Below are 18,416 nucleotides of genomic sequence, written 5' to 3'. Positions count from 1 at the left end.
ATTGGGCCTCCACCTGGTCAGGGGTCGGTACTGGATGTAACAGTATTTGTATAAACGCCGGGCGTAAAAGTCCGATTAGTTATAAGTTAATTATAAAAAATAGGCATGTATTGGTTTGAATGTGATGCGTAAGGCTGATGATATTTTTCAGCCGACAAAAAACAAATGTGGGAGCGGGCTTGCTCGCGAATGCGGTCGCTCAGTCAACATTGATAGTGACTGAAACACCGCATTCGCGAGCAAGCCAGCTCCCACATTTTGATCTCTGTTGGGTTTAGTAACCGCGTTGGGTATCAGCGAGGTTTTCCAGCGGCCGATCACTCAGATACCTTTCCAGATTGCCCAGGAAACTGTCCGCAATGTCATGCCGGCTATTGGTCGAAATCGCCGACGTATGCGGCGACACCCTGACCCTCGGATGCCCATACAACGCATGCCCGTCCGGCAATGGCTCGGGCTCGGTCACATCCAGCGAAGCCAGCCCGATATGGCCGCTGTCCAGCGCCTCCAGCAGCGCCTCATGATCCACCAATCCTCCCCGGGCAATATTGATGAGGTGCAACCCTGGCTTGGCATTCGCCAGCGCCTCCCGGTCCACGATATGCCGTGTGGCCTCCGTCAGTGGCGCTGCCAGCACCAGGTGATCGGAACGCGCAAACAGGTCATGGATATCCCGCGCCGCGTCCACACCCTCCACGTCAAACGGCGTGTCACTTTGGCGTAATGCCACCACCTTGATCCCCAACCCATGAGCCTTCTGCGCCAGGCTGCGGCCAATCGCGCCAAACCCGAGAATCCCCAGGGTGGTGCCCTTGAGCGGGCGCAGCGGGGTGAACTGCCACTGGGCATCCTTTACCCAGATATCCGGCAAATGCTTGGCCGCCGCGAAGATTGCCGCCAGGGCGAACTCGGCGAGGTTCTCGGCGGCGCTGCCCCGTGAGGTGCTCACCGGCGGCCCGTTGAACAGCCACCTGGGATAGAAGTCGATGCCCGACGACACCACCTGGATCCACTGCACGCCGTACGGCCAACCCGGGGGCGGTGTGTCCGGCGCGGTGTAGCCGCGCACATTGATCGGCCGGGCCAGCAGGATATTGGCCTGGGCCGGCAAGTCGCTGGGCACACCGGCCGGCACACTGATCACCTCTGCACCGGGGTGCGTGAGGGCCAGGCGCTGGCGGATGACTTGATTGAAATCTTCGTCCAGCTGGCTGGCGATAATCACCTGGCTCATGGGCGTTCCTTGTGTCGTTGAGCGAAGACGGCCTTGCCGACGCCTTGCAGCACCGCGTCGTTCTGCGGGGTATGCACGCGGCTGCACAGCACGTCGCGGTAATGCCGCTGCAGTGGGCTGTGTCGGGACAGGCCGGGATTGCCGGACGCCTCGATGGCCAACTCGACGGCACGGATCGCGTTGCCGGTCACCAGGTATTTGATCTGTGCGGCGTGGGCCGCTGGCGTATGCCCGTCGGCGGCGGCATCCAGCAGGCTGCGGTTGGCAAACAGCAGAGTGTCGATATGCCCGACGGTCTCCTGAAAGCGCGGCAAGGTCGACAGCGCGGCGCCGAGGTTGGACGGCTTGCGTTGTTCCAGCCAGTCCACCAGCCAGTCGCGCGCGGCCTGGGCCACGGCGTCGTACACCGATGAGAGCAGTACCGACATCCACAGGAACCCGTCACCGTCCAGTTCCGCCTGCGGTGCACTCCAGGGGCTGACGCTGACCGCGTGGTCCAGCGGCACCAGCACGTTGTCGAACACCACTTCATGGCTGCAGGTGGCGCGCATGCCGAGGTGGTCCCAGGTGTCGATGATGCTGATGCCGGGGCTGTCCCTGGGCACCAGCCAGGCGCCTACCAACGGGTCTTCATCGCTGCTGCGGGCCCACACGCTGAACCAGCTCAGGCCATGGCTGCCGGTGGAGTAGATCTTGCGCCCGCTGATGCGCCAGCCGGCGGCGGTACGCCGGGCGATGGTCGCGGGCAGGCCGCCACGGGCCGGGGTGCCGAGATCGGGTTCGACGCGCAGGGCATTGATCAGTGCCCCATTGCGCACAGCGTCTTCGGCGACCTGGGTGCGCAGGGCGGGCGGCCAGGTTTTGCTGTCTTGCAGGCGCGTGTGTTGCAGGTACTGCATCACCAGGATCAACGCGGTGGACGGCTCGCCCTTGGCAATCGCGCTGATGGCCTTGCGCGCCTGGCTCAGGTTGGCACCGCCACCGCCGAGGGCCTTGGGCACGGTCAGGGCGACAAGGCCGTGTTCGTGCAGCAGCTTGAAGTTGTCGTGGGGGAAGGTGCCGCTTTCATCAACGCTGTGTGCAGTGGCGGCGAGCTGGGCGCTGAGGCGCTCCAGCAAGGCTTCGAAATTGGCCACTTCCACGGAGCGCAGTGACGGTTGAGAAGAAAGGCTCATGGTCGGTTCACTCTGGATGGGTGTACACCGATCAATGTGGGAGCTGGCTTGCCTGCGATAGCGGAGTGTCAGCCGCTGAAAATGCAATCTGATGCACCGCTATCGCAGGCAAGCCAGCTCCCACACTGGATCGTGTTCGTCTTCTAAATGGGCAGCAACTTGAACTGCCGGTCCCACAACGGGCTGACATCCAGCCGCTCGTTCAATACCCCGGCATTGAAGAACAGGTCCGCCACTTCCTGCTGCGAAGCGATGGCCTGGTCGTTCACCTCGATCACGCTGTAGGGCTGGCTGCGGTTGTTGTACACGTCGAGGAACACGGCCTTGTCCACACCGAGCAACTTCGCCGATTTTTCAGCCCACGGCTCAGGGTTGTTGTTCATCCATTCCAGCGTGCGCGCCTGGCGCTGCAAGTAATCCTGGATCGCCTGTTTGCGCAGCGGGTCTTCCAGGGCGGCGGGGCGGGCGCCGATCAGGTAGTTGCCGGAGAGGTAGCCGAGGGCGGTTTTCAATACCCGGGCGCCGCTGCGGAATTTCGCCAGTTGGATAAACACCCCGTAGATCACCCAGGCGTCCAGCTGGCCACTCTGGAACGCGCTGAAACCGTCCTGTGGCGTGAGTGCCACGGGGGTGATGTCGTTGAAGGTCAGCCCTTGCTCCTTCAAGGCCTTGATCAAGAAGTAGTGCGAGGTGGTGGAGCGCACATAGCCCACACGCTTGCCTTTCAACTGGGCGATGGATTCAATTTTCGACTCCTTGGGAATCAGGATCACCTGGTTATTCACGTCACCTTGCAGCACCGCAATCAGCTTCGGCTCGCGGTGGCTCTGGATCGAGAAGATCGGCGGGATCTCGCTCATGCCGCCAATGTCCAGGCTGCCGGAGGCCAGCGCTTCGACGATCAGGTTGCCGCCGGCGAACTCGGCGTAGTCGACTTTATAGGGCGTGTTGGAAGTGCCGGCGTCGTCGGTGAAGTACGAGTCCTGGCCACGGTAGGTGGCGACGGCCAGGGTCAGGTCCGAGAGCTTCGCAGGTGCAGCGAAAGCCCGGGGCACCAGCGAGGCGAGGCCAAGGGCGCCAAGGGCAATCGAACTGGCGCCCAGGAAGCCGCGACGATTGAACTGTCCGTGTTTGATCGTGTTCGTCATGGTCGTGCCCTGGTCAGATGGCGATCTGCGTTGGTTGAGTTTCGAACGGGGTGCTGTAGCGGTTCGCCGGCACGTCCAGGCCAAGGTTTTCCCGCAGGGTGGCGCCGCTGTATTCGCTGCGCAACAGCCCGCGTTGTTGCAGCACCGGCACTACCAGCTCGGTGAAGTACTGCAAGCCGTCCGGCAGCAGTGAATTGATGATGAAGCCGTCGGCCGCGCCGGCTTCGAACCAGGTCTGGATCGCGTCGGCGACCTGCTCCGGGGTGCCGACAAAATCGCGCTTGGGCCGGGAGAACCGCAGGGCCACTTCCCGCAGGGTCAGGCGTTCATCGCGGGCCAGTTGCTTGATGCGGTCGGAGCCGCCTTTCTGGCTGTTGGAGCCCAGGTCGCCGAGTTCCGGGAAGGGTTCGTCCAGCGGGTACTTGCTGAAATCGTGGTCGTTGAACGGGCGGCCCAGGGCGACGATTGCGTCCTCGACGGTCACCAGCTCCACAGCTTGCTGATAGCGGCTTTCCACCTCGGCTTCGTCGCGACCAACAATCGGCCGGATGCCCGGCAGGATCGACAACTGATCAGCATCACGGCCAAAACTGCGGGCGCGTTTCTTCAAGTCCTGGGCGTAGGCCTTGGCTTCGTCGAAGGTCTCGGCATGGACAAAAATCGCGTCGCTGTTTTCGGCGGCAAAATTGCGCCCGTCCTCGGAAGTGCCCGCCTGGAAAATCACCGGCTGGCCCTGGCGCGAGCGGGCGATATTCAGCGGGCCCTTGACCGAGAAAAATTCGCCTTTGTGTTCCAGTGCATGCAGCTTGCCAGGGGTGAAAAATTCGCCGCTTTGCTTGTTGTAGGCGAAGGCATCGTCTTCCCAGGAATCCCACAGGCCCTTGACCACATTCACGTGCTCCCTGGCGATGCGGTAGCGCACGGCGTGGGGCGGGTGCTCGGCCTTGCCGAAGTTGTCGGCGGTGCCGCTGAGCCACGAAGTCACCACGTTCCAGCCGGCGCGGCCGCCGCTGATGTGGTCCAGGGAGGCGAACTGGCGCGCCACCTGGAACGGTTCGGTGTAGCTCACGGTGACGGTCGCCACCAGGCCGATGTTCGAGGTCAGGGCCGCCAGGGCCGAAAGAATGGTCAGTGGCTCAAAACGGTTGAGGTAGTGCGGGCTGGATTTTTCATGGATATGCAGGCTGTCGGCGATGAACACGAAGTCGAACTTCGCGCCTTCGGCCAGTTGCGTCTGGTGCTTGTAGAACCCGAAGTTGACGCTGGCATTGGGCTGCGCCTGCGGGTGGCGCCATTCGCCCCAGCCGTGACCGACGCCGTGCACCATGGCACCGAGTTTCAGTTGGCGTTTGCTCATGTTCTCTCTCCTTTTAGCGGGAAGCCTGGGTAAGCGGGGCACGTTTGGCGTTGAAGCTTTTGTCGAAGCCTTGGGAGACGTCGATGTGTTTGGTCAGCAGGCCTTCGTCCTGATAGATGTCGGCGGTGGTTTGCAGGCCGCTGATCACCGAGTCGTCAATCGCCACCGGTTGCATATGGGTGGCGTTGGCCACGGCTACGTGCACCTCCAGCGGCAAGCCGGTGATTTTGGCCATGGCGGCGGCGAACGCCTGCGGGTGATCGTTGCTCCAGCGGTAGGCGCGGTCGACCCGGGCCACGAAGTCGTCCAGCTGCACGCGCTTGTCGGCAATCGCCTTGCTGGTGGCGGCGAGGTACAGGTGATTGCTCAGCAGGTTGTTGCCGCTGGCAAGGACCCTTGCCTGGCTCTGGCTGGTGACCACGGTGGTGTAGGGGTCCCAGGTCGACCAGGCATCGGCGGTGCCGTTATCCAGCACCAGCCGTGACTCGCTGGGCAGCAGGAAGATGAACTGCACGTCGTGGGTGGAAAGGCCGGCGCTGCGCAGCGCCTTGATCGCCAGGAAGTGCCCGATGGAGCCGCGGGTGGTGACGATGCGCTTGCCCTTGAGGTCGGCAAGATCGTGGATCGGGGAATCTTTCGCAACAATCAGCGCGGTAGTGTTGCGGCCTTCGGCGTGGATGATGCTCACCACCTTCAGCGGTGCTCCGGCACCGAGGGCGAACACGTAGGGCGCGTCCCCCAGCGCGCCGATGTCCACGGCCCCGGCGTTGAGGGCTTCGCCCAGCGGTGCGGCGGCGGGGAACTCGGACCACTGGATTTCGTAGGGCACATCCCGGGTTTCGCCGGCGACTTCCAGCAGCGCCTTGATGGTGGATTTCTGGTTGGCCACTCGCAGGGGCTGCAGGTCGGCGGCCTGGCAAGTCGCACCCAGGGTGAGGGCGGCCAGTAAAAGGGCAAGGGTAAAGCGCATCAGGCGGGCTCCAGGCTAGGTCTTGCGTTCAGTCGCCTCCGCCTGGAGAAGGGGTCGGCTGGTAGTGGGAAGAGGAGCGAGCGGACTCGCTCCTGGGGGTGTTCAGATCACATAAAACCCGTGGGTGCCGTCGCGGGCCAGCTGGTCCACCAGGCCGAACTCCCAGTCGAGGTAGGCCTGCATGGCTTCCTTCGGATTGTCGGTGCCTTCGTACGGGCGGCGGTAGCGGTCGATGCGCGGTGAAGCGAGGCGGGTCTCGCCTTCCTCCAGCGGCAGTTGCGCGGCGATCCAGCTGGCAGTGCCGTCCTGCAGCAGGAACACGGGCTTGCCGGTCAGCGCTTCGACTTGCGCCACCGCGAGGCGCGCCAGCTGGCTGCTGCCACAGGTCAACACGTAGCGTTCGGCAGCAGGCACCTTGCGCAAGGCTTCGGGCAACTGCCCGCGCAACGCCCACCAGGCACCGGGAATGTGGCGCTTGACGTAGTTGGCGCTGGCGGTGAAATCCAGTACTGCGGTGTCGCCATGAACCTGCCATTCGGCGAGGGTGTGCGGGCTGATGAGTTCGGCCTGTTGCGGCGCCGGGACGGGGGCAACCCAGGCCCCCGGTTCGCTGAAGTGCGCAGGTTGCAGGTCATCCAGCACATGCACTTCCCAACCCAGTTGTGCGAGCCAGGACGCAGACATATTGGCCCGCACGCCGTCGTCATCCACCAGTACCAGCCGGGCGCCGCGTACGCTGGCGACGTGATCGGTTTCCTGCACCAGTTGGCCGCCCGGTGTGGAGCGCGAGCCGGGCAGGTGGCCGGCTTCGAATTCTTCCGGGGTGCGTACGTCGAACAGGTAAGTGGTGCGCGTCGCTTCCTGCTGCCAGCGTTGCAGGTCGGCGAGGGTGGCGCGGCCTACGCGGGCCTTGTCGGCGACTTGGCGGGCGTCCCTGGCGGCGATCTGGCGGTGTTCTTCCGAGGTCGGCGCGAAGCGTCGAGCCTGGCCGTGTTGCAGCTTCTGCCCGGCCAGGGTCCAGCCGATGGTGCCGTTGCGCAGGGCAGACACCGGGTTGGCGATGCCGGCATTGATCAGCGACTGGGTGCCGATGATGCTGCGGGTACGCCCGGCGCAGTTGACGATAATGCGCGTGGCCGGGTCCGGTGCCAGCTCACGGGCGCGCAGCACCAGTTCGGCGCCGGGCACGCTGATGCCGGTGGGAATGCTCATGGTCTGGTATTCATCAAAGCGGCGGGCGTCGAGCACCACCACGTCGGCGTTGCTGTCGAGCAATGCCTGCACTTCTTCAGCCGCCAACGACGGTGTGTGGCGCTGGCTTTCCACCAGCTCGCCAAAGGATTTGCTTGGCACGTTGACGTCGATAAACAGCTCGCCACCGGCGCTGCGCCAACCGTCCAGGCCGCCTTCCAGCAGGCTGACCTCGGTATAGCCGAGCGCCTGCAAGCGCTGGGCGGCGATCTGTGCCAGGCCTTCGCCATTGTCGTACACCGTCACCTGTGTATCCCGGCGTGGGATGCGTGAATACACTTCCAGTTCCAGTTTCGACAGCGGGATATTCGCGGCGAACAGCGGGTGGGATTCGGCGAAAGGCGCTTCCTCGCGCACATCCACAAGGGCGACTTCTTCACGGTCCAGCAGGGCCTGGCGAATCTGGGCGAAGCTGCGGTTCGATACAGTCATGGGGCAGGGCTCTCTTTGGACAGGGCGTCTTTGGACAAATCCCAGATGTTCGGGAGAAAAGCGTTGGAATAACCGGAGATAAACAGTTTCTCGCTGCCGTCCGGCTGGTACACGGCGCGGCGCACCGCACCGATGTTGGCGCCATACACATGAATGCTGATGGACACCTGGTCACTGAAGGCATTGCTGACTTGATGGATGTCACCGATCTTCGGCGACACGGCTTCCACCTGGCCGGGTTCCAGCTGGATGCGCTTGCCGTCGGCGACCAGTGTGCCCTCTGCGTTACGCTCAAAGCCCTGGGAATACTCGGAACCGCGCAGCATGCCGATCAGCCCCCACACGCGATGGTCATGGATCGGCGTGGTCTGCCCCGGCCCCCACACAAAGCTGACGATGCTGAAGCGCTGCCGCGAATCGGCGTGCAGCAGGAATTGCTGATAACGCTCGGGGTCGGGTTGGGCAAACTCGTCCGGCAGCCAGTCATCGTGGCTGACCAGTTGCGCCAGCAGCTTGCCGCCGCGGTGCAGCAAGTCGCCTTCGCGAGGGTTGCCGTCGATCAATTCCGCCAGGGCGCCAATGAATGCTCTGAGTCTCTCCGGGTGTCGGGCCTGGGTCATGACAATTCCATCGTGGGTGGTTCGTGGTGATGGGTTTATCTAAGCATAATGTTTATAGTTAATATGCTATTTTTTAATGATTAGGTTATAGCGGAAAGTAATTTAGAACCGGTTTGAATAGCGTTAGACGTTATCGATCCGGGGGTTGGGCTATCCAGCCACCGTTTATGGAACTATGCTTTTCACACATCTTAATGACTGTTCTCTATGTGCGGCCCAAATGAAAATTGACGATATCGATGCCTTTGTCGAAGTGATTCGTTGCCAGTCCATCAGCCATGCCGCCGAGTCGCTGCAACTGACCCAGCCGGCCATTACCCGTCGCGTGCAGAACTTCGAGCAGGCGCTGGGGGTGGAGTTGTTCGACCGCAACACCAAGCCGCTCAAGCCTACTTTGATCGGTACGCGGGTGTATGAACAGTGCCGTTCGATCCTTCGGGAAATGGACGCCCTGCGGGAACTGGTGGCCACCGACGCGCCGCCCACCGGCCTGCTGCGCCTAGGGGTGCCGCAGACCATTGGCGACGTGGTGTTGCTGGACGCCCTCAAGCACCTGCGCAGTGAATTCCCCGAGCTGCGGGCCCAGGTGGCTACCGGCTGGGGCAGCCAACTGGTGGGCAAGATCGAGCGCGGCGAACTGGACGCGGCGGCGGCGCTGTTTCCGGCGGGCAAGATCTTCCCGGACAACATCGTCGGCGAGTCCATCGGCAAGATGGAACTGGTGGTGGTGTGTGCCAAGGCCCAACTGCCGAAGAAGCCCTGCAAGCTGGCGGACGTGTACCAGAATGGCTGGATCCTGAACCCGGATGGCTGCGGTTTCCGTGCCGGGTTGCAACGCACCCTGTCGGACCAGGGCCTGGCGTTGCGGGTCAACCTGGAGACCTTCGGCACCGAGCTGCAACTGGGCCTGGTGGCTGACGGCCTGGGCCTCGGCCTGGTGCCACGCCCGCTGCTGGAGCGCAGTGCCCATCGCGATCAACTGGCGGCCATGCCCCTGAAGGACTTCAAGCCGGTGATGGACCTGTGGCTGATCTACCCGCATTTCCTGGGCAACCTGCAAGGGCCGGTGGACGCGTTTGGCAAGCTGGTGGCGGCGTCGTTGCACAAGGTGCGCAATGCGGCGTGATATAAAAAAAAATAATAATTAGCTTAGATTAAAATGTGCTTTTTATTATTTTTGGTCATCCCCTAGGCTTGCCTGGAAGTCCTTAAGGCCATCCAGGAAGTTTTGCCATGAGCAGCGTCACCTCGATCTCCAGTGTCTCGAACAACGTCCGCCAGCGGGTTACCCCGGAAGAGTGGGAGGTGCGCGTTAAACTTGCGGCGGCCTATCGGCTGGCGGCCTTGTACAAGTGGACCGACCACATCTACACGCACTTCTCCGCCCGGGTGCCGGGGCCTGAGGAGCATTTCCTGATCAATGCCTACGGGCTGTTGTTCGATGAGATCAGCGCTTCGAATCTGGTCAAGGTGGATATCGACGGCACGATTGTCGATGACCCTACGGGCCTGGGGATCAACTATGCGGGCTATGTGATCCACAGCGCTATCCATGCGGCTCGCCACGATTTGCAGGCCGTGCTGCATACGCATACGCGGGACGGTATTGCGGTGTCGGCGCAGAAGGACGGGTTGTTGCCGATCTCCCAGCATTCCATCGGGTTTTCCGGGCGCGTTGCGTACCACGGGTATGAAGGTGTGGCCCTTGACCTGGATGAGCGTGAGCGGTTGGTGGCGGACCTGGGGGACAAGAGTGTGATGATCCTGCGCAACCATGGATTGCTGACGGCGGGGGTGAGTGTGGAGCATGCGTTCCAGCAGCTGCAGGGGCTGGAGCGGGCGTGCAATATCCAGATTGCGGCGCAGGCGGGGGGGAATGCCGAGTTGATCTTTCCGCCGGCGGAGGTGGTGGCCAAGGTGGAGAAGCAGGCAGAAGTGTTCAAGAGCGGGGATGGGCCGGGGGTGGCGCGGCACTGGAATGCGTTGATTCGGCAGCTGGAGCGCAGCGATACCGATTACAAGAACTGATCGATGCGGTGAGAGAGGCTGCTCCCTCACCGCAGGTCGGGTCAGAAGCTGTACTTGGCGGTCACCGTGAAATTGCGTGGATCGCCGTACACGTCATACGGACTCCAGGTGCTGTTGCTGGCGATGCCCTGATAGTACTTTTTGTCGAACAGGTTGTTGACGTTCAGCCGGGTATCGAGGTGTTGATTGACCTTGTAGCCCACCATCAATCCCACCAGTGCATAGGCCTCCTGTTCGATATGGTAGGGGCCGAAACTTGAGTTGCTGCCCTTGTTGAACATGCTGCTCTGGCCATACAGGTTGGCGCCGACACGCCACTGATCCAGCTCCCCTGGCAGGGTGTACACGGTGTTCAACTTGAACATATGGCGTGGCAGGTCGGTGTCGAACAGGCGGCCCTCCTTGGTGCGATCGGCGTCCTTGCGGTACTTGGCCTGGGCGAAGGTGTAGCCGGCGCCCACTTGCCAATCAGGGGTCAGGGCGCCGATCAGTTCCAGGTCGATACCCTGGCTGCGGACCTTGCCGGCGGCTTCGTAGCAGTACACACCGTCGTTGCTGCGTGCGCACTGGGACTGGTTGTCGAGCAAGGCCGCGCGGTTTTCCTGGTCGATCTGGAAGAGCGCGGCACTGGCATTGAGCGCGCCGCCGAAGTATTCACCCTTGATACCTATTTCGTAGTTCTTGCCTTCAATCGGCTTGATCACCGAGTTGTCGTTGGCGACCTCGCTTTGCGGCATGAAAATGTCGGTGTAGCTGGCGTAGACCGAGTGGTGCTCGTCCAGTTCATAGATCACGCCCGCGTAGCGCGTCAGGTTGCGGGTGACCTTGTATTGGCTGTTGGTGTAGTAACCGTCATTGATCTGGTTGTAGATCGAGGTGGTGTCGTACCAGTCCAGGCGTGCGCCGAGAATGACTTTCAGCGGGTCGGTGATGCTCCAGCGGGTGGTGATGTAGAGGCCTTCCTGGTCGACTTTTTCATTCAGGTCGTAGCTGTCCGGAACACTGGGCTTGGGTACGCTGCGGGGGCTGAAGTTGATGATGTCGGCCACTGGAATGAAGGTGTTGCCGCCCTTGCCGCTGGTCTTGAGTTGGCGCTTGCTGGCACCCACGACCAGTTCATGCTGGCGCCCCAACAGGCTGAATGGTCCGCTGGCGTAGGCATCATAAGTGGACTGATCGTAGTTGCGGGTCTGGTTGAACACCCGCTGCTGGTAGGCGCCGTAGTGTTCCAGTACGGCACCGGTCAGCGCGAAGTCAGACCAGTTCTTTGACGCGGCCAGGTGCAGGCGCCAGTCATTGTCGAACCGGTGATCCAGCTCGGCAAATACGGTTTTGTTGTCGATGTCCTGGTGGCTCCAGCTATACCCAAAGGTCTTTGAGCGGGAAAAGTTGGCATGGCTGCCGTCGCTGTTGACCGGTAACCCGCCCCAGTTGATGTTGTTGTTATCGTTCTGATCCGAAGCTCCCAGGGTCAGGGTGGTGCTGTCGCTCAGGTCGAACTCGCTGATGCCGTAGAACACCCCCCGTTCGCGGCCGGCGTAATCCTGGAAGCTGTCCTTGTCCTGGTACGCCCCGACAAACCGTCCACGCACGCTGGCGCTGTCGTTGAGGGGGCCGGACACGTCCAGCTCGGAGCGGTAATTGTCCCAGCTGCCGGCGCTGCCAGTGACGCTGGCCTGGAACTCCCGCGTCGGTCGCTTGCGCACCATGTTGATCGCCGCGGACGGGTTGCCGGCGCCTTGCATCAGACCGGTGGCGCCGCGCACGATTTCCACGTGGTCGTAGGGCGCCATGTCGGCAGCGGCGACCCAGTCGGCGTTGTAGGTGGTGGGCAATCCGTCGAACATCAGGTTGTTGATGGGGAAACCGCGGGAGAAATACTCACTGTTGGCCGGCCGTGCTGCGGACATGCGCAGCCCTGGGGTTGCCTGCACCACATCGTCGAGGCTGCGCATGCCCTGGTCGTCCATGCGTTGACGGGTGATGACGGTCACCGATTGCGGCGTTTCACGCAGCGACAGCGGCAGCTTGGTGGCGGTCTGCATTGAGCCTGTGGCGTAGGCGCCGGTATTTTCCGTGGTAGCACCCAGCCCCGTGGCATTGATGTTGGTGGCGCCGAGCTCCAGGGCACCAGTGCTGTCGGCCTCGGGCACCAGCACATAGCTGCCGTTGGTTTGCAGCGCGGCGGTGTAACCGCTGCCCGCCAGGATCCTCGCAAAGCCTTGGGCTACTGTGTAGGCACCCTCGAGGCCCGGACTTTTTTTGCCGGCGGTCAGGCTCGCGTTGGCGGACACCGCAATGGCTGCTTGCAATCCGAACTGGCCCAACACCTGGTCCAGCGGCCCTGCGCCGACTGCGAAGTGGATCTGCCTGTCTGCCGTTTGCGCCAGGGCTACCGGTGCGAGCACGCTTTGCGCAAGTACCGCGCCGCTGAACAGGACCAGGCTGAGGGTTGATGCACAGCGATGATTGCTGCTGCGTGGGCGAGGGGCGGAGCGGTCTTTCATGGCAGGTTTCCGGAGTCAGGGGAGGGCTTTCCCGCCACTGCAATGAGCGGGAGTCGCCCATAAGCCAAACGAGAATGAAAAACCTGCGGCTTTTTTCAGTTTATTTTCATGGCAGGCTCACCGCGCGGTGAGGGTGACCCAATAACGCGTGCGCTGCTGCACCTTCACCGGGAGGCTCTGTTCAAGCATCGAGAAGATCTGCCCGGGATTGTTCAGCGGGTAAGAGCCGCTCAGTCGCAGGTCGGCGACCGCCGGTTCGCAGCGCAAAATGCCTGGCAGATACCGCGCCAGTTCCTGGGCGAAATCCTCCAGGCGCATGCGTTCGGCCACGATGAATCCGTCGATCCATGCCGTATCGTTCAGGTTGGCCGGTTGTGCCGGGTAGACGCGAGTGCTGCTGATCCAGGCCTGTGAGTGGGCGTCTACCACCAGCGCCTCGCCTCCTGCCTTGAGGCTGGCGGCGACCCGGCCGCTGCTGACGGACACCAGGGTTCCGTGCCCATCGTTTTCGCGCCGTACGGTGAACCGCGTGCCCAACGGCTGCAGGCGCGCTTCGGCGGTGTACACCAGCAAGGGGCGCCCGGCGGGGTCGCTGGCGGTGAGGATGTCGACTTCGCCTTGACGCAGGGTCAGGCGGCGTTCCTGGGTATCGTATTGCGCATCCAGCAGCGTTCGGGTGTTAAGCCAGATTTGTGTGCCGTCGCTCAGCGTGTGGTGGCGGCGTTCGCCGGTTGCGGTGTGGTAATCGGCCAGGGCGCTTTGTACCCAAAAGCTGTCACTGGCCTGCCAGGCGGTACCGCCCAACAAGCCGGCACCCAACAGGAGTTTCAGCACCTGGCGACGATCACGCTCCAGGGTTCGGGTCTGTTGCAAGGTCTGGCGTGCCAGCGGGGTGCTCAGTTGCTGGCTGCGCCGTTGCAACTGTTGGGTGAGGGTGGTGAAGCGTTGCCAGGCGCGTTCGTGTTGGGGGTCGGCCTGGCGCCACTGTTGCAACTGTTCCTGCTGCTGGGGGCTGATCTCACCCGATTGCGCCAGGGTGAACCAGGCGACAGCCTGGTCACGCACGGATTCGGGGATGGGGTGTTCCTGATGATCCTGAACCGACACGGCGCTTACTCGAACTGGCTGGCATAGCAGAGGGCGAACGCTTTGCTCATGGACTTTTGCACCTTGTCCACACTCAGGCCCAGCTGGCTGCCGATCTGCTTGTAGGTCAGCCCGTCGAGCTGCGACAGCAGGAAGATCTCGCGCATGCCGGCGGGCATCCCATGCAGCAGTTCATCGACCTCCACCAGGGTTTCGATCAGCAGGTATTTGTCTTCCGGCGATATCTCCAGCGCTTGTGGTTGCTCGGCCAACACGTGTTGGTAAGCGCGCTCCACTGCCTGGCGGCGCCAGCGGTTGATCAGCAGGCTGTTGGCGATGGTGGCAAGGTAGGCCAGGGGCTGGCGCAATTCATTGACCGGACGCCGCGCACCGATGATTCGCACGAATGTGTCCTGGGCAAGATCATCGGCATCGGCGGTTTCGTGCAGGCGTTTGCGCAACCAGTTTTTCAACCACCCACTGTGTGCAAGGTAGAGGTGTTCGACGTCCTGTTCGAAACTGCTGCGGTTGTTCATGGAATGCAGGTGCCAGCTAGTGATTGATAATTATTCTCAACTTTAGCGTGGCGAGAGGGTTGGATGCAATCAGCGATTTTCTCTGCGGGAGCTGCGTGGGCAGCTCCTTCAGATGGTTTCAGGCGACTTTTTCCGCCGCCTGGCGTTCCCGTTCAGCCACCAACTGCCGGGTCAGCGGAATCAGCCGCTTGCCGTAATCGATCGCATCATTGAGCGGATCGAACCCACGAATCAAAAACGTCGTGATACCCAGGTCGTAATAATCCAGCAACGCCTCGGCCACTTGATCGGCCGTACCCACCAGCGATGTAGAGTTACCCTGGGCCCCCAGCAACCCCGCAATCCCGGTCCACAACCGCTTATCCAACCGCGACCCCTGGGCCGCCGCCGCCAACAGCCGCCGCGACCCCTCATTCGGCGGTTCACGCCTCACAAACCCATTCTTCTCAGCCAACGCCGTCGCCTGCTCCAGGATGCTGTCCGCACGCTCCCAAGCCAGCGCTTCAGTCTCTGCCAGAATCGGCCGCAACGACAAACTGAAGCGAACCGTACGCCCATGCCTGGCCGCCTCAGCCCGCACCTGGGTGACCACTTCCTTCACCTGCTCGTAGGTCTCACCCCACAGCGCATACACATCCGCATGCTTGCCCGCCACCGCAATGGCCGCCGCTGAAGACCCGCCAAAATACAACGGTATATGCGGCTGCTGTGGTGACTTCACCGTCGAAAACGCACCCTCGTACCGGTAGTAAGTGCCGTGATGGTCGAAGGGCTTTTCACTGGTCCATTCCTGCCGCACCACGCTCAAGTACTCGTCGGTGCGCGCATAACGCTCATCCTTGTCGATATGACTGCCATCGGCCCGCAGTTCACGGTCGTCGCCGCCGGTGATGATGTGCACCGCGGTGCGCCCGCCGTTGAACACATCCAGCGTGGCGAACTGCCGCGCAGCGAGGGTGGGTTGGACGAAGCCGGGCCGGTGGGCAATCAGGAACTGCAGCTTTTTCGTCACGCTGGCCGCATGGGCAGCGATCAACGTACTGTCCGGGCTGTTGGAATGGAAGGCCACCAGCGCGCGGTCGAAGCCGGCCTCTTCGTGGGCGCGGGCCACGGTCTCCACGTAGTCGGGCTGCAAGGTCGGGCCGCTGCGAGGGTGGATCTCGGAGGCGTGGTGGCCGCCGATATAGCCGATAAATTCGATGCTCATGGTCAGTCCTTGTTGAGGGCAGGAATAAAGCTGCTATCGAAAATAGGGGCCGCACCCGGGCCTGTAAAATGCCGATTGGTTCTATCCTAATTATAAAAATACAGAATCATAGTTTTAGATCGTTATCAGTAATGCGCATTTTAATCGTATTAAGTTATTCCCAAATAGAATTTCACTGAGGTTTTTTATGCGAATAGCATGAAACCGCAGCGGCGCTCCTGGCCGTGTTCTTGATGAGGAAGGAAGCCCGATGACTGAAAAGTCCCTTAACGCCAGTTCGTTTTCCGTCGACAAGGCCGAGGGTCAAGCCGGCGTTGCATCCCGTTTGATTCCGCGCTGGCTGCGCAACTGGCGCACCCCCGATGTGTTGCTACGGCTGGTCAGCCCGATTGTGTTGCTGTTGCTGTGGGAACTGGCCTCCGAGCTGGGCTTGATCCCGGCACGGATCATCGCCGCGCCGTCTCAGATTGGCGGCACCCTGTGGGCAATGATCGTCTCCGGAGAGCTGGGCAAGCACCTGCTGGTGTCCCTGCAACGGGCGCTGCTGGGCTTGAGCATCGGCGTGAGTATCGGGGTGGTGGCCGCGTTGATCACCGGCCTGTCGAAGCGCGGCGAGGTAATCCTCGACTCACCGATGCAGATGCTGCGCACCATTCCTTCCCTGGCACTGGTGCCGTTGTTCATCCTCTGGTTTGGCATCGGCGAGTTCACCAAGATCGCACTTATCGTTACCGGCACCACCTTTCCGGTGTACCTCAACCTGTTCGCCGGCATCCGCAACATCGACCCCAAACTGATCGAGGCCGCCAACACCCTCGGCCTCAACCGTCGCGAGCTGATCTGGCACGTGATCCTGCCGGGCTCGTTGCCTTCGTTTTTTGTCGGCCTGCGCTATTCCCTGGGCATCTCCTGGCTGGCCCTGGTGTTTGTCGAGCAAATCAACACCACCGCCGGTATCGGCTACCTGGCCAGTGATGCGCGCGACTTCATGCGCACCGACGTGATCGTGATCTGCCTGTTGATCTATAGCGTGCTGGGCCTGCTGATCGACGGCTTGATCCGCACCCTGGAACGTTTTGCCCTGGCCTGGCGCCCATCGTTTGTGAGGAACTGACATGTCGATTCTCGAAGCTTCAACAGCACCGGTGCAGTTGCGCAATGTGGTGCGCCAGTTCGGCCAGCAGCGGGTCATCGACGGCCTGGACCTGGATATCGCCCCGGGGGAGTTCGTTGCGTTGCTGGGCGCCAGCGGTTCCGGCAAGACCACCTTGCTGCGCAGCCTCGCGGGCCTGGACAGCATCGACAGCGGCCAGTTGCGCGTGCCCAAGGCTCGGGCGGCGGTATTCCAGGAGCCGCGCCTGATGCCGTGGAAGCGCGCCTGGAAAAACGTGATTCTCGGCCTGCGGGTTCCCGACGCCAAGGCCCGTGCGGTGCAGGCGTTGACGGAAGTCGGGCTGGCCCATCGGCTGGAGGCGTACCCGGCGACCCTCTCCGGCGGCGAGGCCCAGCGCGTGGCATTGGCCCGCGGCCTGGTGCGCGAGCCCAAGCTGCTGTTGCTCGACGAACCCTTCGCCGCGCTGGATGCGCTGACCCGCATCAAGATGCATCGCCTGATCATCGAGCTCTGGCGCAAACACACGCCGGCGGTGTTGCTGGTGACCCACGACGTCGACGAAGCGATCCTGCTGGCCGACCGCGTGATCGTGCTGGCGGAGGGCAAGATTGCCGAGCAACTGCGCATCGACCTGCCCCGTGCACGGGATACCGGCCAGGACGGTTTCCAGGCGATTCGCGCGCGCTTGCTGAGCCTGTTGGGGGTTGAAGTGGACGCCCCGGCCGCCCAGCCTGCGAACGCCAGCGTCAGGCGGTTTGCCCATGGTTGAATTCAGAACCCTTTGCCTGTTGGCGGCTGCACTGCTGATGGGCGGTTGCGACAAAGCCGCTGAAGCGCCGAAGTCAGCATCGGATCTGTCGGGTGTGACCCTGATCCTCGGTGACCAGGCCAAGGGCTTGCGCACGGTGGTGGAGGCCGCCCACGCCCTGGATGGCATCGACTACAAGGTCCAGTGGGCCAACTTCCAGGGCGCCGCGCCGCTGTTCGAAGCCTTGCGCGCCGGCGCCGTGGACCTCGGCCCGGCCGGGGATACGCCGGTGCTGGCGGCTGCCACCGGAGGCACGCCGCTGCGTATCGTTGCGGTGCGCCGCAGTCAGGCGCGCAGCATTGCGATCCTGGTGCCGCCCGATTCACCGATCTACAGCGTGGCCGATCTGAAAGGACGCAATGTGGTGGTGTCGTCGGCCCGTGGGAGCATTTCCCAGTACCTGCTGATCCGCGCCCTGGCGAATGCCGGCGTGGATGAAAAGGACGTCAACGTCGGCTTCGTGCTGCCCACCGATGCATTACCTGCGTTCAACGCCGGCAAGATCGAAGCCTGGGCGACCTTCGGGGTGTACCAGGCGTTCGCCGAACAGCAGGGCGCGCGGGTGCTGATCAGCGGGGAGGGCATCAATACCGGCCTGACGTTTATTACCGCGTCCGATGAAGTGCTCAGCGACCCGCTCAAGCGCCAGGCGTTGCGTGACGTTTTGCAGCGGTTCGCCAAGGCCTTTGAATGGGCGCAGCAGAACCCCGAGGAATACGCACGGGTGTTTGCCACGGTCAACGATATCCCGCTCAAGGTTTCACAGTTGCTGCGCACATGGGGTGATGAGTCGCTGCTGCCGGTAGAGGAGCGGGATGTGCAGGCGTTGCAGCAGGTGGATGATTTGTTTGTGGAAAGGAAGATTTTCCCGCACCGGGTAGAGGTACGGAAACTGACGGATACCGAGGTGTTTTCGCCGCAATCGCTGGCTGGCGCGCCCTGA

16 protein-coding genes are annotated in these 18,416 nt (G+C 62.3%); 5 read left to right on the top strand and 11 right to left on the bottom strand.

The window, feature by feature from the left end:
- Nucleotides 1-274 precede the first annotated feature (274 nt).
- From HX811_RS04345 to HX811_RS04315, 7 genes are all read right to left on the bottom strand, one after another.
- Complete coding sequence (locus HX811_RS04345) at nucleotides 275-1,234, bottom strand: D-isomer specific 2-hydroxyacid dehydrogenase family protein (RefSeq protein ID WP_177008637.1); 960 nt, start codon at nucleotides 1,232-1,234, stop codon at nucleotides 275-277.
- Nucleotides 1,231-2,409, bottom strand: a complete 1,179-nt coding sequence (locus HX811_RS04340) for an acyl-CoA dehydrogenase family protein (RefSeq protein WP_177044897.1) — start codon at nucleotides 2,407-2,409, stop codon at nucleotides 1,231-1,233. Before HX811_RS04340 ends, HX811_RS04345 begins: the two co-directional genes overlap by 4 nt.
- Before the next feature lie 143 nt (nucleotides 2,410-2,552).
- Nucleotides 2,553-3,557 carry an ABC transporter substrate-binding protein gene (locus HX811_RS04335; RefSeq protein ID WP_003211303.1) on the bottom strand — a complete coding sequence of 335 codons (1,005 nt, stop codon included), beginning with the start codon at nucleotides 3,555-3,557 and terminating at the stop codon, nucleotides 2,553-2,555.
- Between the two features lie 13 nt (nucleotides 3,558-3,570).
- A complete protein-coding gene (locus tag HX811_RS04330; RefSeq protein ID WP_008434605.1) occupies nucleotides 3,571-4,914 on the bottom strand; it encodes an LLM class flavin-dependent oxidoreductase in 1,344 nt (447 codons plus the stop codon).
- 13 nt (nucleotides 4,915-4,927) lie between these two features.
- On the bottom strand, nucleotides 4,928-5,884 hold the full coding sequence (locus HX811_RS04325) for an ABC transporter substrate-binding protein (protein WP_177028404.1): 957 nt from the start codon (nucleotides 5,882-5,884) through the stop codon (nucleotides 4,928-4,930).
- Nucleotides 5,885-5,986: 102 nt separating this feature from the next.
- Entirely contained in the window at nucleotides 5,987-7,567 is a 1,581-nt protein-coding gene (locus HX811_RS04320) for a rhodanese-related sulfurtransferase (RefSeq protein WP_177044895.1), read from the bottom strand.
- Nucleotides 7,564-8,187, bottom strand: coding sequence for a cysteine dioxygenase (locus HX811_RS04315; RefSeq protein WP_177044893.1), 624 nt, complete (start codon nucleotides 8,185-8,187; stop codon nucleotides 7,564-7,566). The genes HX811_RS04320 and HX811_RS04315 overlap by 4 nt, the downstream gene beginning before the upstream one ends.
- 220 nt (nucleotides 8,188-8,407) lie before the next feature.
- Here HX811_RS04315 and HX811_RS04310 point away from each other — a divergent pair, with 220 nt between their 5' ends.
- Together HX811_RS04310 and HX811_RS04305 are read left to right on the top strand one after the other, a co-directional pair.
- On the top strand, nucleotides 8,408-9,313 hold the full coding sequence (locus HX811_RS04310) for a LysR family transcriptional regulator (RefSeq protein ID WP_008434597.1): 906 nt from the start codon (nucleotides 8,408-8,410) through the stop codon (nucleotides 9,311-9,313).
- A 107-nt stretch (nucleotides 9,314-9,420) separates the two neighbouring features.
- Nucleotides 9,421-10,215 carry a class II aldolase/adducin family protein gene (locus HX811_RS04305; protein ID WP_010171950.1) on the top strand — a complete coding sequence of 265 codons (795 nt, stop codon included), beginning with the start codon at nucleotides 9,421-9,423 and terminating at the stop codon, nucleotides 10,213-10,215.
- Nucleotides 10,216-10,256: 41 nt separating this feature from the next.
- On the opposite strand, the gene HX811_RS04300 is transcribed toward HX811_RS04305, so the two are convergent.
- The 4 genes from HX811_RS04300 to HX811_RS04285 all read right to left on the bottom strand — a co-directional run bounded on the left by HX811_RS04300 (nucleotide 10,257) and on the right by HX811_RS04285 (nucleotide 15,551).
- Nucleotides 10,257-12,722, bottom strand: a complete 2,466-nt coding sequence (locus tag HX811_RS04300) for a TonB-dependent receptor (RefSeq protein ID WP_177044891.1) — start codon at nucleotides 12,720-12,722, stop codon at nucleotides 10,257-10,259.
- A gap of 117 nt (nucleotides 12,723-12,839) precedes the next feature.
- Nucleotides 12,840-13,829, bottom strand: coding sequence for a FecR domain-containing protein (locus HX811_RS04295; protein WP_371132356.1), 990 nt, complete (start codon nucleotides 13,827-13,829; stop codon nucleotides 12,840-12,842).
- Nucleotides 13,830-13,834: 5 nt separating this feature from the next.
- The gene (locus HX811_RS04290; RefSeq protein WP_177044889.1) at nucleotides 13,835-14,344 is read right to left on the bottom strand and encodes a sigma-70 family RNA polymerase sigma factor; all 510 of its coding nucleotides are present in this window, start codon (nucleotides 14,342-14,344) and stop codon (nucleotides 13,835-13,837) included.
- 118 nt (nucleotides 14,345-14,462) lie between these two features.
- Nucleotides 14,463-15,551, bottom strand: a complete 1,089-nt coding sequence (locus HX811_RS04285) for an LLM class flavin-dependent oxidoreductase (protein WP_177044887.1) — start codon at nucleotides 15,549-15,551, stop codon at nucleotides 14,463-14,465.
- 250 nt (nucleotides 15,552-15,801) lie between these two features.
- Between HX811_RS04285 and HX811_RS04280 the strand changes: the two genes are divergently transcribed.
- The 3 genes from HX811_RS04280 to HX811_RS04270 are packed head-to-tail and all read left to right on the top strand — an operon-like array spanning nucleotide 15,802 to nucleotide 18,416.
- On the top strand, nucleotides 15,802-16,665 hold the full coding sequence (locus tag HX811_RS04280) for an ABC transporter permease (protein WP_003211316.1): 864 nt from the start codon (nucleotides 15,802-15,804) through the stop codon (nucleotides 16,663-16,665).
- A gap of 1 nt (nucleotide 16,666) precedes the next feature.
- Nucleotides 16,667-17,434: an ABC transporter ATP-binding protein gene (locus tag HX811_RS04275; protein ID WP_008435484.1), complete on the top strand. Its 768-nt coding sequence runs from the start codon at nucleotides 16,667-16,669 to the stop codon at nucleotides 17,432-17,434.
- On the top strand, nucleotides 17,427-18,416 hold the full coding sequence (locus tag HX811_RS04270) for an ABC transporter substrate-binding protein (RefSeq protein WP_177044885.1): 990 nt from the start codon (nucleotides 17,427-17,429) through the stop codon (nucleotides 18,414-18,416). Before HX811_RS04275 ends, HX811_RS04270 begins: the two co-directional genes overlap by 8 nt.

It is taken from the genome of Pseudomonas sp. F8002, from assembly GCF_013385495.1.
Classification (GTDB): domain Bacteria; phylum Pseudomonadota; class Gammaproteobacteria; order Pseudomonadales; family Pseudomonadaceae; genus Aquipseudomonas.
Note: the sequence above shows the minus strand (reverse complement) of the source record. Positions and strands in the feature narration are given on the sequence as shown.